General features: G+C 73.3%; 20 protein-coding genes and 1 pseudogene. 10 read left to right on the top strand and 11 right to left on the bottom strand.

All coding sequences use genetic code 11. The features are described from left to right. Positions 1 to 142 precede the first annotated feature (142 nt). From HD593_RS34165 to HD593_RS64600, 3 genes are all read left to right on the top strand, one after another. Positions 143 to 943 carry a DeoR/GlpR family DNA-binding transcription regulator gene (locus HD593_RS34165; RefSeq protein WP_312903904.1) on the top strand — a complete coding sequence of 267 codons (801 nt, stop codon included), beginning with the start codon at positions 143 to 145 and terminating at the stop codon, positions 941 to 943. 65 nt (positions 944 to 1,008) lie between these two features. Next, on the top strand, positions 1,009 to 2,508 hold the full coding sequence (locus HD593_RS34170) for a sugar ABC transporter ATP-binding protein (RefSeq protein ID WP_312903906.1): 1,500 nt from the start codon (positions 1,009 to 1,011) through the stop codon (positions 2,506 to 2,508). Positions 2,509 to 2,585: 77 nt separating this feature from the next. Continuing rightward, entirely contained in the window at positions 2,586 to 3,710 is a 1,125-nt protein-coding gene (locus HD593_RS64600) for a glycosyltransferase family 2 protein (RefSeq protein ID WP_185106067.1), read from the top strand. Here HD593_RS64600 and HD593_RS64605 read toward each other — a convergent pair. The 7 genes and pseudogenes from HD593_RS64605 to HD593_RS34205 form a co-directional block, all read right to left on the bottom strand. Further along, positions 3,674 to 3,796 (bottom strand): annotated as a pseudogene (locus HD593_RS64605) (hypothetical protein); the annotation flags it as partial. The gene HD593_RS64600 and the pseudogene HD593_RS64605 sit on opposite strands and share 37 nt — an antisense overlap. Next, positions 3,786 to 4,808, bottom strand: coding sequence for an iron-containing redox enzyme family protein (locus tag HD593_RS34180; protein ID WP_185106068.1), 1,023 nt, complete (start codon positions 4,806 to 4,808; stop codon positions 3,786 to 3,788). The pseudogene HD593_RS64605 and the gene HD593_RS34180, both read right to left, overlap by 11 nt. 120 nt (positions 4,809 to 4,928) lie before the next feature. Continuing rightward, entirely contained in the window at positions 4,929 to 5,942 is a 1,014-nt protein-coding gene (locus tag HD593_RS34185) for a coiled-coil domain-containing protein (RefSeq protein ID WP_312903908.1), read from the bottom strand. A 92-nt stretch (positions 5,943 to 6,034) separates the two neighbouring features. Next, complete coding sequence (locus HD593_RS34190; RefSeq protein ID WP_185106069.1) at positions 6,035 to 7,729, bottom strand: serine/threonine-protein kinase; 1,695 nt, start codon at positions 7,727 to 7,729, stop codon at positions 6,035 to 6,037. A gap of 152 nt (positions 7,730 to 7,881) precedes the next feature. Continuing rightward, positions 7,882 to 8,940 (bottom strand): NAD(P)-binding domain-containing protein, encoded by a 1,059-nt coding sequence (locus HD593_RS34195; RefSeq protein WP_185106070.1) that lies wholly within the window; start codon positions 8,938 to 8,940, stop codon positions 7,882 to 7,884. A gap of 54 nt (positions 8,941 to 8,994) precedes the next feature. Further along, entirely contained in the window at positions 8,995 to 10,017 is a 1,023-nt protein-coding gene (locus HD593_RS34200) for a LacI family DNA-binding transcriptional regulator (RefSeq protein WP_185106071.1), read from the bottom strand. Further along, a complete protein-coding gene (locus tag HD593_RS34205; protein ID WP_185106072.1) occupies positions 10,001 to 12,538 on the bottom strand; it encodes a glycoside hydrolase family 3 N-terminal domain-containing protein in 2,538 nt (845 codons plus the stop codon). Before HD593_RS34205 ends, HD593_RS34200 begins: the two co-directional genes overlap by 17 nt. A 363-nt stretch (positions 12,539 to 12,901) precedes the next feature. Between HD593_RS34205 and HD593_RS34210 the strand changes: the two genes are divergently transcribed. The 3 genes from HD593_RS34210 (at position 12,902) to HD593_RS34220 (ending at position 16,089) form a co-directional block, all read left to right on the top strand. Continuing rightward, positions 12,902 to 14,272, top strand: a complete 1,371-nt coding sequence (locus HD593_RS34210) for an extracellular solute-binding protein (protein WP_312903910.1) — start codon at positions 12,902 to 12,904, stop codon at positions 14,270 to 14,272. Between the two features lie 62 nt (positions 14,273 to 14,334). After that, positions 14,335 to 15,180, top strand: a complete 846-nt coding sequence (locus HD593_RS34215) for a carbohydrate ABC transporter permease (protein WP_185112298.1) — start codon at positions 14,335 to 14,337, stop codon at positions 15,178 to 15,180. Positions 15,181 to 15,183: 3 nt separating this feature from the next. Further along, positions 15,184 to 16,089: a carbohydrate ABC transporter permease gene (locus tag HD593_RS34220; RefSeq protein ID WP_185106073.1), complete on the top strand. Its 906-nt coding sequence runs from the start codon at positions 15,184 to 15,186 to the stop codon at positions 16,087 to 16,089. Here the strand turns inward: HD593_RS34220 and HD593_RS34225 are convergent. The 3 genes from HD593_RS34225 to HD593_RS34235 form a co-directional block, all read right to left on the bottom strand. Continuing rightward, positions 16,079 to 16,840: a phosphotransferase gene (locus tag HD593_RS34225; protein WP_185106074.1), complete on the bottom strand. Its 762-nt coding sequence runs from the start codon at positions 16,838 to 16,840 to the stop codon at positions 16,079 to 16,081. The two genes, HD593_RS34220 and HD593_RS34225, sit on opposite strands and share 11 nt — an antisense overlap. Before the next feature lie 234 nt (positions 16,841 to 17,074). After that, positions 17,075 to 17,803: a hypothetical protein gene (locus HD593_RS34230; RefSeq protein ID WP_185106075.1), complete on the bottom strand. Its 729-nt coding sequence runs from the start codon at positions 17,801 to 17,803 to the stop codon at positions 17,075 to 17,077. Between the two features lie 2 nt (positions 17,804 to 17,805). Then, complete coding sequence (locus HD593_RS34235; protein WP_185106076.1) at positions 17,806 to 18,573, bottom strand: bestrophin-like domain; 768 nt, start codon at positions 18,571 to 18,573, stop codon at positions 17,806 to 17,808. 313 nt (positions 18,574 to 18,886) lie between these two features. Between HD593_RS34235 and HD593_RS34240 the strand changes: the two genes are divergently transcribed. The 4 genes from HD593_RS34240 to menC all read left to right on the top strand — a co-directional run bounded on the left by HD593_RS34240 (position 18,887) and on the right by menC (position 23,132). Next, the gene (locus tag HD593_RS34240; protein WP_185106077.1) at positions 18,887 to 20,467 is read left to right on the top strand and encodes a Na+/H+ antiporter; all 1,581 of its coding nucleotides are present in this window, start codon (positions 18,887 to 18,889) and stop codon (positions 20,465 to 20,467) included. An 89-nt stretch (positions 20,468 to 20,556) separates the two neighbouring features. After that, complete coding sequence (locus HD593_RS34245; protein WP_185106078.1) at positions 20,557 to 21,111, top strand: acyclic terpene utilization AtuA family protein; 555 nt, start codon at positions 20,557 to 20,559, stop codon at positions 21,109 to 21,111. A gap of 150 nt (positions 21,112 to 21,261) precedes the next feature. Continuing rightward, positions 21,262 to 22,035 (top strand): GNAT family N-acetyltransferase, encoded by a 774-nt coding sequence (locus HD593_RS34250; RefSeq protein WP_185106079.1) that lies wholly within the window; start codon positions 21,262 to 21,264, stop codon positions 22,033 to 22,035. Then, positions 22,032 to 23,132, top strand: coding sequence for an o-succinylbenzoate synthase (menC, locus tag HD593_RS34255; protein WP_185106080.1), 1,101 nt, complete (start codon positions 22,032 to 22,034; stop codon positions 23,130 to 23,132). The genes HD593_RS34250 and menC overlap by 4 nt, the downstream gene beginning before the upstream one ends. Before the next feature lie 24 nt (positions 23,133 to 23,156). Here menC and HD593_RS64610 read toward each other — a convergent pair whose 3' ends face one another. Next, positions 23,157 to 24,971 (bottom strand): S9 family peptidase, encoded by a 1,815-nt coding sequence (locus HD593_RS64610; protein ID WP_185106081.1) that lies wholly within the window; start codon positions 24,969 to 24,971, stop codon positions 23,157 to 23,159. Positions 24,972 to 25,125 lie beyond the last annotated feature (154 nt).

The following is a 25,125-nucleotide window of genomic DNA, read 5'->3' on the forward strand; positions in this document are numbered from 1 at the left end:
CCGATCAGGTTCGGACAGCTTTTGACCCTGACACGCTCCAAAGTAAGCACCGACGGACCGAGATGGTCAAGATTTCCGATCAGATCCGTTCTCGTTCGGTCAGAGGTGAACGCTACTTGGCGGATCGACTATGATCGGAGCCGTGAGCGACACGCAGAGTGACGGACGCAGGCCCGTGTTCGCCGCCGAGCGCCGGCAGCGCATCCTGGAGCTGGTGCGTGCCAACGGCGCCGTGTCGCTGCGCGAGCTGGCCCAGGCGGTGCACTCCTCCGAGGTCACCGTCCGCCGCGACCTGCGCGCGCTGGAGTCGGAGGGCCTGCTCAACCGCCACCACGGCGGCGCGACCCTGCCCGGCGAGCTGTCGCGCGAGACCGGCTACGCGCACAAGGTCTCGCTGGAGGCGGCCGAGAAGGCCGCCATCGCCGACCTGGCCGGCGCGCTGGTCGAGGACGGCGACGCGATCGTGGTCGGCCCCGGCACCACCACCCAGGAGTTCGCCCGCCGCCTGACCAGGCACTCCGAGCTGGCCGTGGTCACCAACTCGCTGCTGGTCGCGCAGGTGCTGGCCGGCTCGCCGCGCATCGAGGTGATGCTGACCGGCGGCTCCCTGCGCGGCCCGATCCTCGCCCTGGTGGGCAGCGCGGCCGAGCAGTCGCTGGCCGGGCTGCGCGTGCGCAGGGCGTTCGTCTCGGGCAACGGGCTGACCGCCGAGCGCGGCCTGTCCACGCCGAACATGCAGGTGGCGGGCGTCGATCGGGCGCTGGCGGCGGCGGCCGAGGAGGTCGTCGTGCTGGCCGACCACACCAAGATCGGCGTCGACACGATGGTGCAGACCGTGCCGCCCGACCGCATCGACCACCTGGTCACCGACGACGCCGCGCCGCGCGAGGTGCTCGACGACCTGAGCGCGCGCGGGGTCCGGCTGCACGTGGCCCAGTTCTGATCGAATGTGACAACACCGTTACTGGAATGTTTCCTTACTCGACCACGATCGAGGCGGAGGCAACCGTGCTACAGGTCGCTGGCGTTCTCAAGGCGTTCCAGGGGGTCACCGCCCTCGACCACGTCACCATGTCCGTGCGCACCGGCGAGGTGCACGCCCTGGTCGGGGGCAACGGCGCGGGCAAGTCCACGCTGGTGAAGGTGCTGTCGGGCGTCCACCAGCCCGACGCGGGCGAGCTGCGCCTGCTCGGCGAGCCGGTCAGGTTCACCGGGCCCGCCGACGCCAGACGGGCCGGGATCGCCACCATCCACCAGGAGACGAACCTCGTACCGACCATGAGCGTGGCCCGCAACCTGCTGCTCGGCAGGGAGCCGCGGGGCCGGCTCGGGCTGATCGACGCCGCCGCCGTGCACGCGCGCGCCGAGGAGGTGCTGGCCGCGTACGGGCTGGAGGTGGACGTGCGCCGCCCGCTCGGGTCGCTCGGCGAGGGCGCCTGCCAGATCGTGGCGCTGGCGCGGGCCGCCTCCGCGGACGCCCGCCTGGTCATCATGGACGAGCCCACCACGGCGCTGGACCACGACGAGCTGGAGACCCTGTTCGCCGCCGTCGGCCGGCTGCGCGAGCAGGGCCGCTCGGTCATCTACGTCACGCACCGCATGGAGGAGCTGTACGGGATCTGCGACCGCGTCACGGTGCTGCGCGACGGCCGCGTCGTGCACACGGGCCCGCTGGCCGGGCTCGACCGGCTGCGGCTGGTCTCGCTCATGCTCGGCCGCCCCTTCCACCCGGTGGAGCCCGCGCCGCAGGCGGGCGAGCCGGACGTGCCCGCCGACGCGCCGATCCTGGAGGCCAAGGGCCTGACCCGGCACCACATGCTGGACGGGGTGTCGCTGGAGATGCGGGCCGGCGAGGTCGTCGGCCTGGGCGGCCTGCTCGGCGCCGGGCGCAGCGAGACCGCGCGCGCCATCGCCGGCGCGCTGCCGGTGGACGCAGGCCAGGTCACGGTGGCCGGCCGCGCGTCGGCGCAGGCGCGCAAGTGGTCGGTCAGGAGCGCCGTGCGCGCCGGGATCGGCCTGGTGCCGGAGAACAGGAAGACCGAGGGCATCGTGCCGACCCTGTCGGTGCGCGACAACATCGCCCTGGCCGCGCTGCCCCGCCTGTCGCGGGCGGGCATCGTGTCGGACACGCAGGTGGACAGCATCGTGGCGACGTTCATGCGGCGGCTGGGCATCAAGGCGGTCTCGCCCCGACAGCCCGCCGGCGAGCTGTCGGGCGGCAACCAGCAGAAGGTGCTGCTGGCCCGGTGGCTGGCCATGCATCCCAAGGTGCTGCTGCTGGACGAGCCGACCCGGGGCGTGGACGTGGCGACCAAGCTGGAGATGCAGGCGCTGCTCGACGAGCTGGCCGTGGACGGCCTGGCCATCCTGCTGATCTCGTCGGACGTGGCCGAGCTGGTGGAGAACTGCGACAGCGTGGTCGTGCTCAGGGACGGCGCGATCACCGAGCAGCTCACCGGCCCGGAGGTCACCGAGGACCGCCTGCTGGCCGCCCTGGCCAAGGACTGACGCGCCGTCCTTACTCTGTGCGATGACGGTGTAGCCTTCTGTTGTCGATCAGGGATTCGAGAACGGAGGCCCGGCCGATGGACTACGTGCTGCCCCTGCGCTGGGACGACGACTCCGGCCTCGAGGAGCTGACCGCCTACCTGCGCGCGCTGCGCCGTCACGTGCGGATCGTCGTCGTGGACGGCTCACCCCAGGAGCTGTTCGACCGGCACGCCACCGCCTGGCGCGGCCTGGCGGAGCACGTCCGGCCGGCCCCCGACCTCCGCTTCGCCAACGGCAAGGTCAACGGGGTGATCACCGGCCTGCGCCTGGCCAGGGCCGAGCACGTCGTCATCGCCGACGACGACGTCCGCTACGACGAGCACGCGCTGGCCAGGATGGACGCCCTGCTCGCCCGCGCCGACCTGGTCCGCCCGCAGAACCACTTCGCCCCGTCCCCGTGGCACGCCCGCTGGGACACCGCCAGGACCCTGCTCAACCGCGGCCTCGGCGCCGACTATCCCGGCACGCTGGGCGTGCGCCGCTCGTTCTTCGCCCGGATGGGCGGCTACGACGGCGACGTGCTGTTCGAGAACCTGGAGCTGATCCGCACCGTCCGTGCGCACGGCGGCAGGGAGCTGCGGCCGCTCGACCTCTACGTGCCGCGCCTGCCGCCCGGCGCCGCGCGGTTCTGGGGCCAGCGCGTCCGCCAGGCCTACGACGACCTGGCGCAGCCCGCGCGCCTGGCGCTGTTCCTGTCCGTGCTGCCCGCGGTGGCCGCCTGCGTGCTGCGCCGCAGGTACGGCCCGGTGGCCGCCGGGGCGGGCGTGGCCGTGGCGCTGGCGGAGCTCGGGCGGCGCAGGGCGGGCGGCGCCCGGGTCTTCCCTCGCACGGCCGCGCTGTTCGCTCCCGTCTGGGTCCTGGAGCGGGCCGTCTGCAGCTGGCTGGCCCTGGGGGCGGCGCTGTGCGGCGGCGTGCCGTACGCCGGGCGCAGGCTCCGGCGGTCGGCGCACTCCGTCCGGTGGCTGCGCAGATCGGCTCACTCCTCCCCGCGGCTGCGCTGGCCGGCTCGCTCGGCCCGGTGGCTGCGCCGGTCGGGCCCGCTGGCCGCCCGGAAGCCGGCCGCCTTGTGCGAGCCGTCGCAGAAGGGCTTGGCCGACGAGCGCCCGCAGCGGCACAGGGCGACGGTGGCCCGGTCGGCGGGGATCGACTCGCCGTCCTGAGTCACCAGCTCGAACGGTCCCCGGACCAGCAGCGGGCCGTCCTCGCACGGCGTCACGGTCACCCTGTCGTCCTTCCTAGGCGGCATGGCCGTCCCCCGGTGGCCCGGTCAGCGAGGTGGTGTCCCGTTCCCAGCAGGCCAGGACGTGCCCCGCCCACCGGCGCTCCAGCTCCAGCGCGCACGCGGCGCCGTACAGGACGTCTCCCGCGAGGGACGGGCAGGCGGCGGCCAGGCCGGCGCACAGGTCGTGCGCGGCGATCTGCTCGTGCACGGCGTCGGCCTGCACGTGCTCGTCGTAGAAGCGAACGGCGCCGGCGTCGCCGCCGAGCCGGCGCAGCGCGTCACCGTAGCGGCGGTTCGGCAGGGAGGAGGTCATCTCCAGCGCGGCCAGGTGCCCGGCCAGGGCGCCGCGCAGCCGCCGGTGCAGGCCGAACAGGGACATGACGTTGGAGATGGCGAGCGTGACGCCGGGCACCCGGTCCAGGTAGGCGCCGTAGGAGTCGTCCAGGCCGAGGCCGCGCATGGTGGCGCGGAACAGCTCGGAGTGCATGCGCTCGCGTCGGCCACCGCCGTACTCGTCGGCCTGGATCTCCACCAGCGCGGCCTTCGGCCCGCCCGCCAGCCGGGGGATCGCCCAGGTGTGCGGGTCGGCCTCCTTCAGGTGGTAGATCGACCGGTGGATGACGAACTCCCGGAACTGGCGCAGGTCCGCCCGGCGCGCCAGGAACCCGGACAGCGACGGGCCGTCGTCCGCGGCGACCAGCTCGACGAGCGCGCGCCGCACTCCCTGCGACCCGTCGAGGGCCGGGCGCGGCACGGCCCGCGCGAGCGCCTCCTCCAAGCGCCGCTCCAGCGCCGCCCTGGCGGCCAGCAGCGCCGGCTCCCACTCCCAGCGGTCGTCCACGTCGTCGAAGCCCTGGTAGTGCAGCTCGTAGCAGGCGAACAGGGCGAGCTGGAAGTCGGCGTCGGCCAGCACGTCGCCGGCGGGCGAGCCGTCCGTCCGGGCCGGGTCCAGCGGGACCGGCCGGTGCTCCGGCGGGCGCGTCAGGCGGGCGAAGAGCGTCGCGGTGACGGGCCCGCGCGCCGCCGGAAGCCTCATCGCGGGCTCCCGCCCGTCGCCGGCTCCCCGGCACCAGCCGTTCCCACGAGTGGCCCCCCTTCCCGCACCCATGCGGCTGCCCGCCGTCAGGCGGCGCAAACCCGCTGATCAGGCAGGGGGCTAGTAGACCGAGATGTGCGGGTGGTCGTAGTGGTTGGCCGTCGCGCCGCCCCGGTCGGACATGGTGCGCCACACCCCGGTCCTGACGTGCCAGATGCGCTGCCGGTAGATCACGTACATGATCCCCAGCCGCTTGGCGTTCTTGATCGCCCAGGCGGAGATCTGGTCGCCGCGTTTCTGCTCGGCCGCCGACGGGAACGCGCCGCCCCGGCTCAGCATGAAGTCGCAGGCCCGCCCGAGCGGGTGCTCGCCGCCGTCCTGGATCGCGCGGTAGCACCCGATCCCGTACGGCACCTCGAACCGCTCCTGGATGAGCTTCTTGACCAGCGCCATCCGGGGCGTGATGTTGTCGGCCCCCTGGGGCAGCTGCGGGACCCAGGTGCCGTCGGGCCGACGGATCCCGGGGGCCGTGTAGAGCAGGTCGATCCTGTCCTTGATCTTCTCGATCTGCTTCTCGGCCTTCTCCTTGCGCTCCTCCAGGTCGCCGACCGTACGCTCCAGCTCCTCGGCCCGGTCGGCAGCCTCCTGCTCGGCCCGGCCCCGCGCGTCCCTGACCTCGGCGTAGCCGCGGAGCACGGCCTCTTCCTCGTCGATCACGTGCTGGGTCAGCGCCATCCGGCTGAGCAGCGTGGCGGGGTCCTGGCCGCCGGCGAGCAGGGCCATCGCGCCGGGGTCGCCGCCGATGTAGCGGGCGACGGCCATGGCGCGCAGCTCGGTGGAGTGCCGGTCGTAGACCTCCTGGGCGGCGGCCAGCTTCTCCTTGGCCGATTTCTCGGCGCTCTCAGCCTTCTGGTGGGCGATGCGGCTGTTGTAGTACTCGGTGATGAGCTTGTCCGAGTCCTTCTGCAGCGCCGTCAGCTCCTTCTTGAGCTGCTTGACGGTGGGCTTGGGCTCGGCCTGCGCGGGGGCGGCGGCCAGCAGCAGCAGCATCGCGGTGGCCGCGACGGCCCAGCCGTGGCGCGGGCTGGAGGCCCGGGCAGGGTTCAACCGGACGGCGGAGGACGCAACCGCCACGCTTCTCCTTAGCCCGAGCCGCAGGGCAGGTTCCGGTCATGAAGAAATCAGACCGGCGGAATGCCCTCTATTCGACGCACGATAGTAGAGGATCACCCGTCCCTGCGCGCAACTTCGGCTATTTCCGCTTCGCGGCGTTTGCGTACTCTGCGGACCACGATCTGCCTGCCGGCCAGCACCGAGCCCGGCACCACGATCAGGCCCAGCAGGCTGGAGCCGAGCCCCAGGCCGACGTCGGCGTCCACCAGCCCGTCGCCGTCGCCGCCGAGCAGCGGCAGGCCGAGCGACACGCTGATCGAGATCGAGACGAGCGGGTCCTTCGGCCTGGTGGGAGCGGGTTCCGGGTCGGGGGCGCGGGTCGGCGGGGCCTGGGTGGTGGCGGGCGGGTTCTCGCCGTTGCCGGGAGGCTCGCCGGGCGGGTCGTCGTCCGGGTCGTCGGGCTGGGGCGAGGTGGCGGGCGGGCGGGTGCTCGGCGCCGGCGCGCCGGTCCTGGTCGGCTCGCCCGACGGTTCGCCCGTCGGCTGGCGGGTCGGTTCACGGGTGGGCTCGCGAGTCGGATCGCGGGTCGGCTCGCGGGTCGGCTCGCGGGTGGCCGGCCCGCCGGTGGGCGCGAAGGTCGGCGGCCCGGCGTACGTGATGGGCGGCGTCACCACGATCGGCTCGGACGACGTGGGCACCGGCTCCGTCGGGGCCGGGGAGGTCTCCTCGGGCGCCGGCGTCGCGGCGGGCGGTCCGGCGGAGGGCGGAACGGAGGCGGCGGGCGGCAGCGCCGCGCCGCTCTCCGGCTCGGGCCCGCCCAGGATCACGAACGCCGACACCACCGCCGCCGCCGTCGCCATCACCAGCCCGCCGGTCACCGCCAGCTTGCCCACGGGCGAGAGCGTGTTGTGGAACAGGCTCGTGGCGCCGCCCCCGTCGGCGGCCGCCTGCGGCCTGGGCAGCAGCGCGGCCAGCGGCAGGATCAGGATGCCGAGCCCGGTCCGCCCGCGCAGCTCCCAGTCCTCCCCGTACGCGGCGCGCGCGGCCTCCTCCAGCTCCTCCAGGAACGCCTCCGCCGACTCTGGCCGGTCCGCCGGATCCTTGGCCAGTCCGTGCTCGACCAGCGGGCGCAGCGGCTCCTCGACGTCCTCCATGGGGGGCGGCACGTGCTGGTGCTGGTAGGCCAGGGCTGCCACGTTCTCGGCGTGGAAGGCGCGGTGGCCGGTCAGGCACTCGTAGAAGACCAGGGCGGCGGCGTACACGTCGGTCTGCGGCCCGGCGGGGGCGTCGTCCCACTGCTCGGGCGCCATGTAGGAGGGGGTGCCCGACAGCTCGGCGGTCTCGCCGACGTGCGCGGCCACGCCGAAGTCGACGAGCTTGCTGTCGCCGTCCTCGGTGATCAGGACGTTCTCGGGCTTGAAGTCGCGGTGCACGACGCCGTGCCGGTGTGCCTCCGCCAGGCCGAGCAGCGCCCCCTTCAGCACGGTGAGCGCGGCCTCCGCGCCGGTCGCGCCCTCGTGCTCCAGCAGCCGCCGCAGCGTGACGCCCTCCACCAGCTCCATGACGATGACGGCGTCGTCGCCGGACTCCACGTAGTCGAGCACGCGGGCGGTGTGCGGGCTGTCGATCTCCCGGATGACCAGGGCCTCGGAGCGGAACCTGGCGACGAAGGCGGCGTCCTGGCGTAAGGGGCCGGATAAGTGCTTGATCGCGACGCCCAGGCCGTCGGACTCGCGTACGGCGAGCATCACCCGGCCGGTCCCTCCGTGGCCGAGTTCCCGGATCTCCGTGTAGCCGGGAACCTCCATGTGGGACCTCCTGACCCGATAAAGATCCGTATGTCAGGACGCTATCCCGGCGTCACCGCACGTGTCGAGGCCCTCCGCGCGGGTAACCGGCGTACCGCCGCAATCGGTATTTCTCCTACCGCCCATAGTAGGTGAGCGGGCTCCCCGTCCCGTCAGGCGGCGACGGGGTCGGACAGCAGGGCGCGCACGTTGCGGGCCGCCGTGCGACCGGCCCGGTTGGCGCCGATCGTGCTGGCCGTGGGGCCGTAGCCGACGAGCTGGAGCCGGGGCTCCTTGACGACCTGGGTGCCGTCCACGCGGATGCCGCCGCCGGGCTCGCGCAGGCGCAGCGGGGCCAGGTGGTCGAGGGCCGCGCGGAAGCCGGTCGCCCAGACGATGGTGTCGGCGGCCAGGTGCGTGCCGTCGGCCCACAGCACCCCGTCCTCCACGATGCGCTCGAACATCGGCAGCCGGTTCAGCACGCCCTTCTCCATCGACTCGCGCACGACCGTGCTGTAGGTGAGGCCGGTGGCGCTGACGACGCTCTGGGGCGGCAGGCCCGCGCGCACGCGCGAGTCCACCAGGGCCACGGCCTCCCGCCTGGCGTCCAGGCCGAAGTCGTCGTCCCTGAAGACGGGCGGCCTGCGGGTGACCCAGGCCGTCGCGGCCGCCACGCCCGCCAGCTCGGACAGCACGTGCATCGCCGAGGCGCCGCCGCCCACCACGACCACGCCGCGCCCGGCGAACTCCTCCGGCCCCCGGTAACCGGCGTAGTGCAGCTGCCGCCCCGCGAAGCCGGCCGCGCCCGGGTAGTACGGCCAGTACGGCCTGGTCCAGGTGCCGGTGGCGTTGATCACGGCCCTGGCCGCCCACTCCCCCGCGTCCGTCTCGATCACCAGCCGGCCGGCCGCGCCGTCCCGGACCGCCGTGACCCTGACGGGCCGGACCACGTGCAGGCCCGTCCCGCTCTCGTACGCGGCGTAGTACGCGGGCACCACCTCGGCGGCGGGCCGCTCGCCGTCCCCGTCGGCCTCCCGCTGGGGCAGGCCGGGCAGGTCGAAGACGCCGTGCACCTTCTCCATGGTCAGCGTGGGCGACCGATGGCGCCAGGCCCCTCCCGCGCCCTGGCCGGCGTCCAGCACGACGGGCTCGATGCCGTACCGGCGCAGGAAGTAGGCGCTCGACAGCCCCGCCTGCCCGGCGCCGATGACCACGGCCTCGCTCTGCTCCACGACAGGCTGCAACCGTGATCGGCCGCCGCGTCTTCCCGCCGGGTGGCGCCGGCGTCAGGCGCGGCGCGGGACCGGGGCGGTGGAGCCGCGCACGACCAGCTCTGTGGCCAGCTCCACGTGGTGGGAGTCGACCCTCTCCCCGGCCGCCAGCCGCAGCGCCGTGCGCAGGGCGACCCCGCCCATCTCCCGCAGCGGCTGCCTGACGGTCGTCAGCGGCGGCGAGGTGAGCTGGGCGATCTGCGTGTCGTCGAACCCCACGACGCTCAGGTCCTCGGGGATCCGCAGCCCCCGTGCCCGGGCCGCCTCCATGATCCCCACGGCCACCTCGTCGCAGCCGGCGAAGATGGCCGTCGGCGCGTGCGGCAGGTCGAGCACCGCCGCCCCGCTCACCATCCCGTCGTGGTAGCGGAAGTGCCCCGAGCGCACGAACCCGGGCAGCACCGGCGCCCCCTCCGACTCCATGGCCGCCCGGTAGCCGTGCAGCCGCGCCTGGTTGCAGCCCGCGGTGGCCGGCCCGCCGATGTAGGCGATGCGCCGGTGCCCGAGCGAGAGCAGGTGCTGGGTGGCGGCCAGTCCGCCGGCGAAATTGGTCGAGCCGATGCTGGTGACCTGGGTGCGCGGCAGGTTGAGCGGGTCGATGAGGACGAGCGGCAGCCGCGCCCTGGCCAGCGCCGCCGGCTGTCCGGAGGTGAGCTCGCCGGTGACGGCGATCAGCGCCCGCCGGCCGGCCGCGACCAGCCCGCGGGCCCAGGCGGTGGTACGGGCGGCGCCGCTTCTGATGCTGACGACGATCCCGACCCCGGCCTCCGCCCCGGCGGCCACCGCGCCCTGGATGATCTCGGTGGAGTACGCGTTCAGGTCGGCGTCGAACTGCAGCTCCACCGTGGCCAGCCCGGGCGGCTCGCGGCGCGGCGCGGGCGCGACGTAGTCGTGCTGCTGCAGCAGCGACTGCACGAGCGAGCGGGTGGCGGGCGAGACGTCGCTGCGGCCGTTGAGCACCTTGGAGACGGTCGCGACCGACACTCCGGCCGAGGCCGCGACCGTGGCCAGCGTGGCGCGTCTAGGACTGGATGGCATCCGCACCCCCTCGCCCCCGCACCTCGGCGAGGGTGACGAGCCGCCGGTCGTGGCCGACGTGCCTGGACGAGCCGGTCAATCGTACGACGCCGCGGCACGGCAGGTCCGCCGCGGACGTGCCCACCAGCACCTCGACGTCGCCGGGGTCGACGACGCGGCGCAGGTCCCGGCCGGTGAAGGCGGTGCGGTCGGCGTGCACGCCGAAGGCCACCTCGGCGCTCTCCCCCGGCTCCAGCCGGACCCGCGCGTAGCCGGTGAGCTGCCGTACGGGCCTGGTGACCTGGGCGAGCACGTCGTGCAGGTAGAGCTGGACGACCTCCTCCCCGGCCCGGCCGCCGGTGTTGCGCACGGTGACCGTCGCGGTGAACTCTCCGTCGGTGGGCACCTCCTCGTGGCTCAGGCGCAGGCCGGAGACCTCGAAGGTGGTGTAGGAGGCGCCGTACCCGAAGGGGAACAGCGGTGTCGGGTCGAGGTTGCTGATGCCGTGGCTGTCGGTGCCCAGCGGGGGTTGCAGGTAGGTGCCCGGCTGGCCGCCTGGGCCGCGCGGGATCTGCACGGGCAGCCGGCCCGCGGGCTGGATGCGGCCGGACAGCACGCCGGCGATGGCGGCGCCGCCCTCCTCGCCGGGCATGAACGCCTGGACCAGCGCGGCGGCGTACGCGTGCACCTCGCCGAGCGCGTACGGGCGGCCCGAGACGACCACCACGACCAGCGGCGTGCCGGTGGCGGCCAGCTCGGCCAGCAGGTCGCCCTGCACGCCGGGCAGCCGCAGGTCGTCGGCGTCGCAGCCCTCCCCCGACGTGCCCTGGCCGAACAGGCCCGCCAGGTCGCCCACCACGGCCACGCACACGTCCGCGTCGCGGGCGGCGGCCACCGCGCCGGCGAAGCCCGAGCGGTCCTCGCCCCGCACCTCGCAGCCCTGGGCGTAGCGGATCTCCGCCCCGGGCAGCTCGGCGGTGAGCGCGTCGAGCACGGTGGGCGCCTCCAGGCCGAGGCCGAGGCCGGGGTGGCGGGGCAGCACGTGGTTGGGGAAGGCGTAACAGCCCATGAACGTGCGGGGGTCGTGCGCGGCGGGCCCGACCACGGCCACCCGGCGCGGCACCGTACGCCCCCCGTTCTCGCCCGCACCCTCGCCTTCGCCCGCGTTGTCGCCTTCGCCCGCGTTGTCGCCCGCACCCTTGCCTTCGCCCAGCAGGGGCAGCACGGTTCCGGCGTCCAGCAGGATGATCGACCGCTCGGCGAGCTCCCTGGCCAGCGCCCGGTTGGCGGGCGAGTCGAGGTCCACGGACCCGGCTCCGGCGACCGACTCCTCCGGCGTCCAGCCGGGGTCGAGCAGCCCGAGCTGCGCCTTCTGGGTGAGCACGCGGCGCACCGCCCGGTCCACCAGGGCCTCGGGCAGCTCGCCGCGCCGCACCCGCTCGGCCAGGTGCTGCCCGAACCCGAGCGTGTCGGGCAGCTCGACGTCGATGCCGGCGCCGAGCGCGAGCACGCCGGCCTCCTCCGGATCGGCGGCGACCAGGTGCATGGTGGCCAGGAACGGGACGGCCCAGTAGTCGGAGACGACGGTCCCGGTGAACCCCCACTCCTCGCGCAGCACCTCGGTCAGCAGCCACGGGTCGGCCCCGGCGGGCACGCCGTCCACGTCGGAGTAGGAGTTCATCACCGACCGGGCCCCGCCCAGCGCGATGGCGGTCTCGAACGGCGGCAGGATCATGTCCATCAGCTCGCGCCGCCCCATCGGCACGGGGCCGTGGTTGCGCGCGGCGCGCGAGGCGGAGTAGCCGGCGAAGTGCTTGAGCGTGGCGACGACCCCGGCGCTCTCCAGGCCGCGCACGTAGGCGGCGCCGAGCGTGGCGACGAGGTACGGGTCCTCGCCCATGGTCTCCTCGACCCGCCCCCACCGGTAGTCGCGCACCACGTCCAGCACGGGGGACAGCCCCTGGTGGACGCCCACGGCCCGCATGTCGGCGCCGATCGCGGCGGCCATCCGCTCGACCAGCCCGGGGTCGAACGTGGCGGCCCAGGCGATGGCCGCCGGGTAGACGGTGGCGCCGTACGCGGTGAAGCCGGTCAGGCACTCCTCGTGCACGATCGCGGGGATGCCGAGCCTGGACGCCGCCAGGACGGCGCGCTGCAGGCGGACCACCTCGGCCGCGCCCTCCGCCGGGGTGACCGGGGCGCTGCCGTGCACGCGGGTCAGGTGGCCGAGCCCGTGGCGGACGGACTCCTCCAGCGGCACGGTCCCCGAGGCGGCGAACACGTCCTGCATCGGCGCCACGTTCAGCGCCTCGCCCGGTGTCTCGCCCGGTGTCTCGCCCGGTGTCTCGTCCGGTGCCTCGCCGGCGTCCCCGGACGCGGGGCTCATGTCGTTGCCGAGCCACCGGCTGCCGAGCTGGCCGACCTTCTCCTCCAGGGTCATCTCCGCAAGGAGGGCTTCGACTCGGTCGGCCACGGCGAGCGCCGGGTCCTGCCACGGGCGAAGTGCCCGCTCCGCCGTCGGGGTCCGATCAAGAGCCGTCATCTACTGCGCTCCTTAAAGAGGTGCGGTGCTGCCGTAAGTTTTCGAAATGTTTCGACACCGATGGGCGACCTCCGCGCGAACCTTCCGCCATGCCACGGACCTGGCGAAGGCTGGCGTGGAGTTACCTTACACGTGAGCTCCAGGAAATCCAGTGGTTTCCTGATCGACTGGGTCTTGACACCTTTATGGCCGAAATCTAGATTGGCGAACCCCGCGGTCATGTCGAAAATGTTTCGATGAGCTGACTTTAGGAGGAGTGGAAAGTGGCATCGCGACGATGCCGATCCACGGCCGCCGGCCATCGCATCCAGTGATCAACGCGCCGCGAACCCCAGCCCGCGGCATACAAGTACGGAGATCAGCGTGGAGTCCAGGACAACCTCTCGCCGCAACTTCCTCAGCCTCGTCTCCATGGGCGTCCCCCTAGGAGCAGCACTCGCCGCCTGCGGCGGCACAGGACCCACCCAGACCGGCGCCGGTGGCGGCTCCGGCAACGCGACCACCAGCGGTGGTGGCGGCGGCAACACCGCCACGTACTGGTACCTGTCGACGCAGCCTCAGGAGGGCGTGCGCACCAGGACCATGGAGCGGCACAACAAGGCCAATCCCAACGCGACGATCGAGGGCACGACCTTCCAGAACGACGCGTTCAAGACGAAGATCAAGACCGCCATCGGCGCCGGCCAGGCCCCCACCCTGATCTGGGGCTGGGGAGGCGGCGGCCTGCGCAGCTACGTGCAGGCGGGCGCGGTCGAGGACCTGACCCCGTGGTTCGACCAGAACCCGGCCGTGAAGGACAAGCTGTTCCCCTCCGCCTTCGGCGCGGCCACCGTCGACGGCAAGATCTACGCGATGCCGTGCGAGACCCTGCAGCCCATCGTCCTGTACTACGACAAGCGGGCCTTCGAGAAGATCGGCGCCCAGCCGCCCCAGACGTGGGGCGACATCCTGGACCTGGTGCCCAAGTTCAACGCCAAGGGCATCGCGCCGTTCTCGCTCGGCGGCCAGTCCCGCTGGACGAACATGATGTGGCTGGAGTTCCTCTTCGACCGCATCGGCGGCCCCGAGATCTTCCAGGCCGTGTTCGACGGCGAGAAGGACGCCTGGAACAACCCGCTCGCGATCCAGGCCCTGGGCGAGGTGCAGAAGCTGGTCAAGGCCGACGGGTTCGTCAAGGGCTTCTCCTCGATCACCGCCGACTCCAACGCCGACCAGGCGCTGCTCTACACCGGCAAGGCCGCGATGATGCTGCACGGCGGCTGGACGTACGGCAGCATGTCGACCGACGGCGGCGACTTCGTCTCCGGCGGCAACCTCGGCTACATGAACTTCCCGCCGGTCGACGGCGGCAAGGGCGACCCCGGCAATACGGTCGGCAACCCCGGCCAGTACATGTCCATCTCCTCCAAGGCCACGCCCGAGCAGAAGGAGATCGCCAAGAAGTTCTTCGCCGGCGCGCTGATCGACGACACGTCCGCCAAGGAGTGGGTGGGGACGGGCGCCGTCCCGATCCTCAAGGGCTCGGACGCGCACTTCGCGGCCTCCAAGGACAAGGACTTCCTGACCTTCGTCTACAACATCGCCGTCAACGCCAAGTCCTTCGGCCAGTCGTGGGACCAGGCGCTCAGCCCGACGGCCGCCGAGGTGCTGCTGGACAACATCTCCAAGCTGTTCCAGCTGTCGATCTCGCCGCAGGAGTTCGCCACCAACATGAACGCGGTCATCGGCAAGTGAGCGCGATCACAACGGCCGCCAGGCCCGCCTCCAAGGCGGGCCGTGGCGGCTCCGTCGCATGGATGACCATCCCGGCGCTGGTGTTCTTCGTCGGGTTCGCCGTGATCCCGCTGGGCGGAGTGCTCGCGCTGAGCTTCGTGACGTGGGACGGCATCGGGGCGATGAGCCCCGCGGGCCTCGGCAACTGGGCCGCGATCCTGAGCGATCCCGGCCTGCCGCACGCGCTGTGGGTGACGTTCCTCCTCATGGCGGTGTCGTGGCTGGTCCAGACGCCGGCGAGCATCCTGATGGGCGCGTTCCTGGCCGGGCGGCAGCGGTACCGGGCGGTCCTGTCGGTGATCTTCTTCGTCCCGCTGCTGCTCAGCTCGGCGGCCCTGGCGATCACGTACAAGGCGCTGCTCGACCCGAACTTCGGGCTGGGCGCGGGCCTGGGCATCGACCTCCTGATCCAGGACTGGCTGGGCGACCCGGTGCTCGCCTTCAGCGTCGTGATCTTCGTGGTGTCGTGGCAGTACATCCCGTTCCACTCGCTGGTCTACCAGGGCGGCATCCGCCAGATCCCGCGCTCGATGTACGAGGCCGCGGAGCTGGACGGCGCGGGCCGGGTGCGCAGGTTCTTCAGCATCACGCTGCCGCAGCTCAAGTACACGATCATCACGTCCTCGACGCTGATGGTGGTCGGGTCGCTGACGCTCTTCGACCTGATCTTCGTGCTGACCGCCGGCGGCCCCGGCGACGCCACCCGCGTGCTCGCGGTCGACATGTACAAGCGCGGCTTCATGGCCAACCTCATGGGCCCGGCCAGCGTGATCGCGATCATCCTCGTCCTCGTCGGCCTCGCCCTGTCGCTGCTCCTGCGCCGGCTCGGCGGGCGCGACGCCAGCCACAGCCAGCTAGAAGGGGCCTGACGCATGACGACCGTCCCCACCAGGGCCCCGGAGCACCTCGGCACCGCCAAGGCCGACAACCCGCGCCACCGCCGCGTCACCTCGCGCGGCAAGGAGCGCCCCAACTACCTGGCCGGGCTGACCAGCGTCCTGTGGCTGGTGATCGTGGTGGTGCCGATCTACTGGATCGTCATCACGAGCTTCAAGTCCCAGTCGAGGTACTACCTGGAGAACCCGTTCGCCCCGCCGTCGGAGCCGACGCTGGCGAACTACCGGCTGGTCATCGAGTCGGACTTCGTGCAGTACTTCGTCAACAGCGTCATCGTCACGATAGGCGCCGTGGTGCCGGCCGTGGCGGTCAGCTTCATGGCGGCGTACGCGATCGTGCGCGGCGGCAGGAGCAGGCTGCTGCGCTGGACGAACTCGCTGTTCCTCATGGGCCTGGCCATCCCGCTGCAGGCCACGATCATCCCGGTCTACCTGATCATCATCCAGCTCGGCCTGTACGACTCGCTGATGGCGATGATCCTGCCGTCGATCGCGTTCGCGATCCCGCTGTCGGTGCTGGTCCTGTCGAACTTCATCAGGGACGTGCCCAAGGAGCTGTTCGAGTCGATGCGGATCGACGGCGCGACCGAGAGCGGGATGCTCTGGCGGCTGGCGTTCCCCCTGGCGCGGCCGGCCGTGGTGACCGTGACGATCTACAACGCGCTGCACATCTGGAACGGGTTCCTGCTGCCGCTGGTGCTCACGCAGACGCCGGACAAGCGCGTGCTGCCGCTGGCGCTGTGGTCCTTCCAGGAGGAGTACAGCATCAACGTGCCCGCCGTCCTGGCCTCGGTCGTGCTGACCACGCTGCCGATCCTCATCCTGTACGTGGTGGGCCGCCGCCAGCTGCTCAGCGGTCTGACCGCGGGCTTCAGCAAGTAGTGAGAGCGCTCTCGTGGCGGCGCAGGTGCGCCATGTTCAGCTCGTAGAAGCGGTCGTCCCCCCGGGCGACGTGGCCGGCGAAGGCCGCGTCGCCCGCGGCGGCACGCTCCCGCATGAATCCGACCAGGTGCTCCAGCCGCCTGATCGCGGTCGGCACCAGTGCCCGCCTGCCGGCCTCGTCCAGCCCGTACGCGCCGGAGAACAGCCGCAGCCGCCGCGCCTGCTCCGCCACCGGGATCCCGTCGCCGTCGCCTGGATCGTGCAGCGGCACGAACCGGTAGGCCGCGTACGCCACGTCCCAGACGCGCGGCCCCGGGTGCGCCGTGTCGAAGTCGATGAACGCGACCGGCCTGCCCTGCCTGAACACGCAGTTGTACGTGGCCACGTCCCCGTGGCAGATCACCTCGGCCGGCTCGACCGGCGGGAAGTACCAGGGGCCGTCGTGGGAGAGGCCGGCCGTGGCGTCGTGGTAGCCGCGCAGCAGCCGGGCCACGGCCGCCAGCACCTCGTCCGTACGCACCCAGCCGGGCAGCGGGTAGTCGGCGGTCTCGCCCGGCACGAAGTCGAGCACCTCCCGCCCCTGCTCGTCGATGCCGTGACTCCTCGGCGCGCCGGTGAACCCCCGGGCCTCCAGGTGCCGCAGCAGCGCGTGCACGGCCGGGGTCCAGGGGCCCTGCGGGCGGCGCACGGTGTCGCCCGCCCTTACCACGTGGTTGATCCCGCCGCCCGCCAGCACCTCTTCCTCGGGCACCGCACCTCCTCGATCGCCGCGTCAGTGTGACACGTGGCTCTCGACCTCCGCTTCCCATTTTCACCGGACTCGCATCGGCGCCGCGCCCCCATCACACCTCCTCCCGCCGACCCGGCGCGTCCGCAGGCCGGGCACGTCCGCGCATCGGCACGTCGGCGCATCGCCGCATCCGCGCATCCCCGCATCCCCGCATCGCAGCATCGCCGCGTCGGCGCGAACGCATCGCGTGAAGAATCACCGGCGCGCCCGGAACGCCACCGCCGTCGTGGCGGTGATCGCCGTCACCAGCACGACGGTGAGCAGGACGGTGTTCATCGGGTTGCGCCGGCGTTCCGGCGGCTCGGCCTGCCGCACGTGCCGCCGGGACGAGGGCGTCGGGGTGGGGGTTGGGATGGGAGTCGGACTGGGCGGCGGCTGCACGAGGACCGGCACCACGGGCGGGGCGACGGCCCTGGGCGCCGCCTGTGGCCGGCCGCGCGGGCACTCCCCCAGCACGACCCCGCCCGCACACACGCCATCGGGGAACACCGTCACCTGCGGCACCGTCACCTCGGGCGCCGCCCGCCGCTTCCCACGCGGCATCGAGATCGACACCTTGGGATCAGGGGATCGCCGCGTGAGCACCCGCGGCACCTTCACCGTGGGCCCGACGGTGACCCTCTTGGGCGGCACGGGCCTGCGTACGGACACCCGCGGCACCGGCCGCGGCGCGGGCACCCGGCCCACCTTCGGCACCGGCCCCGGCGACGGCACCCGCCCCGCCACCGGCACCACCCGCGGCACACCCACCCGCCCGGACACCGCCGCCACCCGCACGGCCACCGGCCCGGAACCCGGAGCGGCCAGCCGCCCGGACGCCGCCGCCGGGCCGAGCTGTGGTTCGAAGGCGGCGGCCGCTGGGCCTGCGGCGGCGGCCAGGGCGAGGGTGGCGGCGAGCAGGAGGGGCGCACGCCTGACGCCCACGGTCACATCCCCCCGCTGATCCGCGCGAACTCCTCCAGCGCCCCCCGGAACGCGTCCGGCCCGACGGCCAGCGGCCCGTCGAAGGCGCGGGAGATGTCCCATGTCAGGTAGGTGCCGAACCCGATCAACGCCGCCGTCGCCACCAGCGGCAGCATGGCCAGCCCGCGCGGCCTGGCCCCGGCCAGGAACGGGAAGACGACGACCAGCACCCCGGTGAGGACGGTCAGGATGAGCAGCCCGTCGGGCGGCGTGGCGCCGGCGTCGGCGGTCCGCTGGGCGCGGGCCGTGGAGATGGCGCTGATGTGCTCCAGCACGGTCGCCTTGGCGTCCTCCTCCCCGTCGTCGCGCGGCTGCAGGGCGTTGACCCGCCCGCGCAGGTCGTCCATGCGCTCGTCGCCGACGGGATGCATGTGCCCGCCGGCCATGAGCGGCCACTCGTCCTTGACCACGAAGGCGACGTAGTCACGCAGCGACCTGCGCACCTCCTCCGGCGCGGACCCGGGCAGCCCCGAGGCGGCCCAGTAGGCGTCGACCGAGGACTGGCTCTCGGCGTGGGTGTTCAGCCTGGCGGCGTCGGCCGTGGTCCAGGGGACGATGATCGCGATGGCGAACACGAGCAGGAACATGGCCGACAACATCGCGCCGGCGTGAGCGGCCGAGGGGCCGTTGGGGTCGCGGTCCTCGCCCGCCGTCTTCACCCGCCTGAACAGCAGCGCGGTGAGCGCCACCGCGCCCACCGCCGCCAAGATCGAGAGGATGTACGCCACCATGAAGATCTCCCGGATCTCTTCGGATACGCAGTGTCACATTACTATCACACAGCGCAATGATGGCGTGAGGCCCTGAAAGGTAAAGTCCCGGGCAAGCACCACGGCCGGGCGGGGGCCCTGCCCACCGGGAGCGATCACGGGCCCCGTGCGCGCCGGCACGGGCGCGTCACCCCGGGGAGGCGCGGGGAGGTGCCCGGGACGGCCGCCGCCGGCTACCTGCGGGGCCACCACGATCCTGGCCGGCCGGGGTTTCCGGCCCGCTGACGGCGGGGGTGCGCGGTTACGCTGGTGCCGACGATCACCGGGGGGCGTCGTGGACCAGTTCGTGCTGCTCATGCTCGTGTTGCTGGGCGCCCTGGTCACGGTGCCGGTGGGTGAGCGGCTGGGGTTGCCGCCGCCGGTGCTGATGACGCTGCTGGGCATCCTGCTGGCCGTCCTGCCCTTCGTGCCGAACGTGGACGTCCCGCCCGGCATCGTGCTGCCCCTGCTGCTGCCGCCGCTGCTGTACGCGGCCGTGCAGCGCACGTCGTGGCGGCAGTTCGCGGCCAACTGGCAGCCGATCTTCCTGCTGGCCGTGGCGCTGGTGTTCGTGACGACGGCGGCGGTGGCGGGGGCGGCGCACCTGCTGGTGCCGGGGCTGCCGCTGGCGGCGGCGGTGGCGCTGGGCGCGCTGGTGGCGCCGCCCGACCCGGTCGCGGCCTCGGCGGTGGCGGGCCGGCTGGGGCTGCCCCGGCGCATGGTGTCGCTGCTCGAAGGCGAGGGATTGTTCAACGACGTGACCGCGATCGTGCTCTACCACGTGGCGGTCGCGGCCGTGGTGACGGGCGCGTTCTCCTGGCCGGGGGCGCTGGCCGAGTTCATGCTGTCGGCCGTGGTGGCGGTGCTGGTGGGGCTGGCGCTGGGGTGGCTGGGCGGGCGGCTGATGGCGCTGCTCGGCGACGCGACGTTGCAGGTGGGGCTGTCGCTGCTGGTGCCGTTCGCGGCGTACGCGCTGGCCGACGAGTGGCACGGCTCCGGGGTGCTGGCGGTGCTGACCAGCGCGTTCTACCTGAGTGACCGCATGTTCGAGGCCGACGACGTGTTCGGCAGGTTCGCCTCGGCGACGTTCTGGCAGGTCGTGGACACGCTGGTGACCGGGGTCGCGTTCGGGCTGATCGGGCTGGAGCTGCATGCCGTGCTCGGCACCGTGCACGGCCGGCTCGGGGCGGTGCTCGGCTGGAGCGCCGTCGTGGTCGCGGTCGTGGTGCTCGTCCGGCTGCTGTGGCTGCTGCCGGCCGCGTGGCTGGCGAAGAAGGTGGGCCGCGGCGACGACACCGAGATCCCGCTGAGCTGGCGCGAGACCGTGGTCATGTGGTGGGCGGGCATGCGCGGGGTGGCGTCGGTGGCGCTCGCGCTGGCCATCCCGCTGCGGGCGGAGGACGGCACGCCGTTCCCCGAGCGGCCGGTGATCGTGTTCGTCGCGTTCGCCGTCATCCTGACGACGCTGATCGCGCAGGGGCTGACGCTGCCGTGGCTGGTGACGCGGCTGGGGGTCAAGGCCGACACCGCGGCCGAGCGGGAGCTGGAGAAGCGGCTGGCCATCGCCGCCGCCAAGGCGGCCAGGCGGCGGCTGCGGGAGATCGACGAGGCCGAGGAGCTGCCCGAGGACGTCGTCGAGGTGCTGAGCAGGCGGATGCTGGACATCGGGCTGCGGATCAGCCCGGAGGTGGCCGACGAGGAGCGGCGGGAGGCGTACGAGCAGCGGGCGCGGCGGGTCAGGCTGATGCGGCGGGTGCAGGGCGAGATGATGTCCGCCGCCAGGCAGGTGGTGCTGGAGGCGCGGCGCGACCCGGGCGCGGACCCGGTGGTGGTGTCGCGGGTGCTGCGGCAGCTCGATGCCAGGAGCCTGCGATGATCGGCCTGTCAATGCTTCACGGCACAACCCCGCCCGCCTCAAGCGTGTAACGGTGTGTTACGGTTCACGGCAAAGGGTAGTCAATAGACATGCTGCGTATCGGCACGTGGAGGTCTCCCGAGTCGGTCGATGTCATCGCCTGCGGCTGGCACGACGACGGCCCCGGCCCTCTCGGAACGGGCGTCAAGCTCATCTACGGCCTGGCCGGCCCCGTGCCGCACTTCCCCGGGCTCCAGGTCGGCGACCTCGTCGCGCGCAGCGCGGAGGAGATCGCCGAGCTGCTGGTGCAGGGCATGGACGTGGTCCTCACCGCGCCCGGCGGCTGCCCGGCCGCGCCGGTGGTGGCGGCGGGCATCTGGCACTACGGCTGGACGCGCCGCGACCTCGGGGCCCTGGCGGGGGCGACCGTGGCCGGGCTGGCGCTGGCGGCGCAGCCGGGCCCGTGCATGGTGGAGATCTGGCGCGACGGGCGCAGCTCGCTCGACGGCGACGTGACGGCGGCGGCGGTCCGCGCCGACCTGGCCGATCGCTTCGCGGGCGGCCGCTACCGCACGCCCGAGGTCACGGTGCCGCTGGAGTCGGTACGGCTGAGCCAGGAGGCGCCCAGCCGGATCCGCATCGCCCTGACCGCCGGCACCCGCTGACCCTGCACAGTAACCGGGGATGGTCGGGCGGCAAACCGGGGGCGGTTGGGCGGTGCGACGAAAAGGCTCGCCCTCTTGGTGGTCCACGACGAATCCGCACGCCCCGCGATGGCATACCGTCGCAGGGGATCGTGACGGAAGGGTGGATCGTTGATCGAGGTCAGGGAACTCCGCGAGATGGTGGAGCTCGAGCGTGTCGACGCGCTGTTCGACGACATCTGGCATTTCGGCCCCGGCGCGCCGCCCATCACGATCGAGCTGATGCGGGCCCTGTCGCACGCGGGCGGCTACGTCGCCGGCGCCTTCGACGGCGACGTGCTCGTCGGCGGCTCGGTGGGCTTCCTCGCGGCGGACCGCACGCTGCACTCGCACGTCACGGGCGCCACCCGGCGCGGCGCCGGCCTCGACCTCAAGCTGCACCAGCGGCGCTGGGCCCTGGAGCGCGGGCTGGAGCGCGTCACCTGGACCTACGACCCGCTGGTGCGCCGCAACGCGCACTTCAACCTGGCCAAGCTGGGCGCCAGGCCGGTGGAGTACCTGCCGTGCTTCTACGGGATCCTGGACGACGCGATCAACCAGGGCGACGAGTCGGACCGGCTGCTCGCCTCGTGGCCGCTGACCGCGCCGCACGTGGAGGCGCCGGCGCGGCGGGAGCCGTACGATCTCCCGGACCCCGGGGACGCCGGGGACGCCGTGGTGGCGCTGGCCGACGAGGGCGGCAGGCCGGTGGCCGCGCCGGTGGGTGACGCCCGCAGGGTGCTGGTCGCGGTCCCCGGGGACGTCGAGGGGCTGCGCCGGTCCGACCCGGGCGCGGCCAAGGCGTGGCGGCACGCCGTACGCGACGTGCTCGGGGGTCTGATGGCGGAGGGCCACGCGGTCACGGGGTTCTCCGGGAAGCGGTACTACGTAGTGGAGAGAGCGTGAAGATCACTGGAGTTGAGCTACGGCGGATCGCGATGCCGCTGGTGGCGCCGTTCCGCACCTCGTTCGGCACCGAGACCGCCCGGGACGTCCTGCTGGTGCGGGTCGTGACGCCCGACGCGGAGGGCTGGGGCGAGTGCGTGGCCATGTCCGAGCCGCTCTACTCCCCCGAGTACGTGGACGGCGCCGCCGAGGTGATCCGCCGCTTCCTGCTGCCCGCGCTGCCGAAGAACCTCGGCGCGAACGACGTCGCCCGCGCCCTGGAGCCGATCAAGGGCCACCGCATGGCCAAGGCGGCCCTGGAGACGGCGGTGCTCGACGCGCAGCTCAGGGCGGCGGGCGAGTCGTTCGGCCGGTTCCTCGGCGCGGCCAGGACGCGGGTGCCGTGCGGGGTGTCGGTCGGCATCATGGACTCGGTCCCGCAACTCCTCGACGCCGTCGCCGGCTACCTGGACGAGGGGTACGTCCGGATCAAGCTGAAGATCGAGCCCGGCTGGGACGTCGAGCCGGTCCGTGCCGTACGCGAGCGGTTCGGCGACGACGTGCTGCTCCAGGTGGACGCGAACGCCGCCTACTCGCTGACGGACGCCCCCCGCCTGGCCAGGCTCGACGCGTTCGGCCTGCTGCTGATCGAGCAGCCCCTGGCCAACGACGACCTGGTCCAGCACGCCAAGCTGGCGAAGCAGCTCAGGACGCCGATCTGCCTGGACGAGTCGATCGAGTCGGCCGAGCACGCCGCCGCCGCGATCGCGCTCGGCTCCTGCTCGATCATCAACATCAAGCCGGGCCGGATCGGCGGTTACCTGGAGGCGCGGCGCATCCACGACCTGTGCCGGGCCAACGGGGTCGCCGTGTGGTGCGGCGGCATGCTGGAGACGGGCCTGGGCCGGGCGGCGAACGTGGCGCTCGCCGCCCTGCCCGGCTTCACCCTGCCCGGCGACACCTCCGGCTCGCGCCGCTACTTCGCGACCGACGTCACGGAGCCGTTCGAGCTGGTGGACGGCCACCTGGAGGTGCCCACGGGGCCGGGGATCGGGGTCGAGCCGATCCCGTCGGTGCTGGACGAGGTGACCACGTCCACGGAGTGGATCACCCTCTGAGCCCGGGCACCGCGGCGCCCGCGATCAGCCGGCCCATCGCTCCAGCCACGCGATCATCCGTTCGTTGTAGTCGTACCGGTGCGAGGGCCGGCCGCCGCCCTGGAACAGGTGGCTGGCCCCGGGATAGCGTACGAGCGTCACGGGCACCCGCCGCTCGCGCAGCGCGGCGAACCACTGCTCGGACTGCCCGATGGGGCAGCGGTCGTCGCTCTCGCCGTGCAGGAGGAGGGTGGGCGCGGTGACCCGGCCCACGTGGGTGAGCGGCGACTGGGCGGCCAGGTCGCCGGGGCACTCGTACTCCTTGAGCAGGAGCCCCATGTCGGACGTGCCGCTCATGCTGGTCAGGTCGGTGACGGGGCCGCCGGACACGGCCGCCTTGAACCGGTCCGTGGTGGCGGTCAGCCAGCAGGTCATGTAGCCGCCGTAGCTGTATCCGGTGACCGCCAGCCGCTCGGGGTCCGCGACGCCCTCGGCGACCAGGGTGTCCACGGCGGCGAGGAAGTCCTGGGTGTCGGCCAGGCCCCAGGCGCCCACGGCGGCGGTGTAGAACGCCTCGCCGTAGCCGTCGCTGGCACGGGGGTTGATCGCCAGCACGGTCCAGCCGCGGGCGGCCAGGATCTGGCGGTAGACGCGGAACCCGTCGAGCACGGGGGCCCAGGCGTTGTGCGGGCCGCCGTGGATGTCGAGCAGGAGCGGCCCGGGGGTGGCGGCGTTCTCGTCGCGCCAGACGAAGCCCTCGACGACGGTGCCGTCGGGGGCGGTGAAGGTGCGGCGTTCCGGCACGTACGGGTCGAGATCGGCGGGCGCGTGGGCGGTGAGCCGGCGCGCGGCCGGCTCGCCGGGCTCCAGCAGGTAGATCTCGCCGGCGCTGTGCGGGCTCGCGGCCACGTACGCGAGGCGGCCGGCCGCGGTGCTGGCCCCGGCGACGCTGACCTCCTCGGGAACGATCTTGGTGGCGAGCTCGCCGCCGGGGATGCGGTAGAGGTGCGTACGGCCGCCGTCGCGGGCGCAGAACACGAGGTCGTCGCCGAGCAGCGCCGGGGAGGCGCCGGGGTAGCCGGGGTGCCCGGTCATCACGTTGCGGTCGAGGCCGGTCTCGATCTCGGCCGCTCCGCCGGGGCCCAGCGCGTACAGGCGGACGTGCCCGACGGGGCCGCCCTTCAGCGCGGCGGTGACCAGCCGGTCGCCGAGCCACCACACGCCGCCGCAGAGGAGCTCGGGCCCGGTCAGCCGCTCGGGCTCGCCGCCGGAGGCGGGCACGGCGAAGGCGGCGCCGCCCGGCCGCAGGTCGCGGTCGGCGGCCGGGTCGGTCACGAAGGCCAGCCGCGTCCCGTCCGGCGACCAGGAGGGCTCGCCCGCGTGGAAGTCGCCCTCGGTGACCTGGGTGCTCTCCCCCGAGCCGGCGTCCACCACGAACAGGTGCGTGGTGACCCCGCGCAGCAGCCCGGCCCCGTCGGCCTTGTAGTCGAGCCGGTCGATGACGACGGGCGCGTCCAGGTCGGGTTCCGGCCCGGCCGGTCCCGCGTAGGCGATCCTGGTGCCGTCCGGCGACCAGCGTGCGGGCCCGGCGCCGAGCGGGGCCCGCGTCAGCGCGTACGGCTCGCCGCCATCCATGGGCAGCAGGTGGAGCTGCGGCTTGCCGTCCACCGGCCGCAGGAACGCCAGCGTGCGCCCGTCGGGCGACCACCTCGGCGCGCTGCCCCTGGCCAGGCGGCGCGGCTCGGACTCCGGGGCGGCGAGCCAGATCTCCGTACGGTTCTCGTCGGACTCGCGATCGACGGTGGTGAGCGTGTACGCGACCGCGCCGCCGTCGGGGCGCAGCGCCGGATCGGAGGGCACGGCGAAACGATGGACGTCATCGAGACCGATACGTGGCATATCCGCACCGTAGGTCATCTCCACCCGGTCTGCTTCGGTCTGCCGGACGAACAGCGGGGCCCGCGTTGTGCCACCCGCCAACCGGGTCGAGGACAATGTGAGGGAGGACGTTAAG

The sequence above is a fragment of the Nonomuraea rubra genome (assembly GCF_014207985.1).
Lineage (GTDB): Bacteria > Actinomycetota > Actinomycetes > Streptosporangiales > Streptosporangiaceae > Nonomuraea > Nonomuraea rubra.

Excerpts from the sequence above, each read along its gene's own strand:
- HD593_RS64600 (WP_185106067.1), top strand. The coding sequence starts at position 2,586 with ATGGACTACGTGCTGCCCCTGCGCTGGGACGACGACTCCGGCCTCGAG.
- HD593_RS34180 (WP_185106068.1), bottom strand. The coding sequence starts at position 4,808 with ATGAGGCTTCCGGCGGCGCGCGGGCCCGTCACCGCGACGCTCTTCGCC.
- HD593_RS34190 (WP_185106069.1), bottom strand. The coding sequence starts at position 7,729 with ATGGAGGTTCCCGGCTACACGGAGATCCGGGAACTCGGCCACGGAGGG.
- HD593_RS34200 (WP_185106071.1), bottom strand. The coding sequence starts at position 10,017 with ATGCCATCCAGTCCTAGACGCGCCACGCTGGCCACGGTCGCGGCCTCG.
- HD593_RS34205 (WP_185106072.1), bottom strand. The coding sequence starts at position 12,538 with ATGACGGCTCTTGATCGGACCCCGACGGCGGAGCGGGCACTTCGCCCG.
- HD593_RS34215 (WP_185112298.1), top strand. The coding sequence starts at position 14,335 with ATGACCATCCCGGCGCTGGTGTTCTTCGTCGGGTTCGCCGTGATCCCG.
- HD593_RS34220 (WP_185106073.1), top strand. The coding sequence starts at position 15,184 with ATGACGACCGTCCCCACCAGGGCCCCGGAGCACCTCGGCACCGCCAAG.
- HD593_RS34235 (WP_185106076.1), bottom strand. The coding sequence starts at position 18,573 with ATGGTGGCGTACATCCTCTCGATCTTGGCGGCGGTGGGCGCGGTGGCG.
- HD593_RS34245 (WP_185106078.1), top strand. The coding sequence starts at position 20,557 with ATGCTGCGTATCGGCACGTGGAGGTCTCCCGAGTCGGTCGATGTCATC.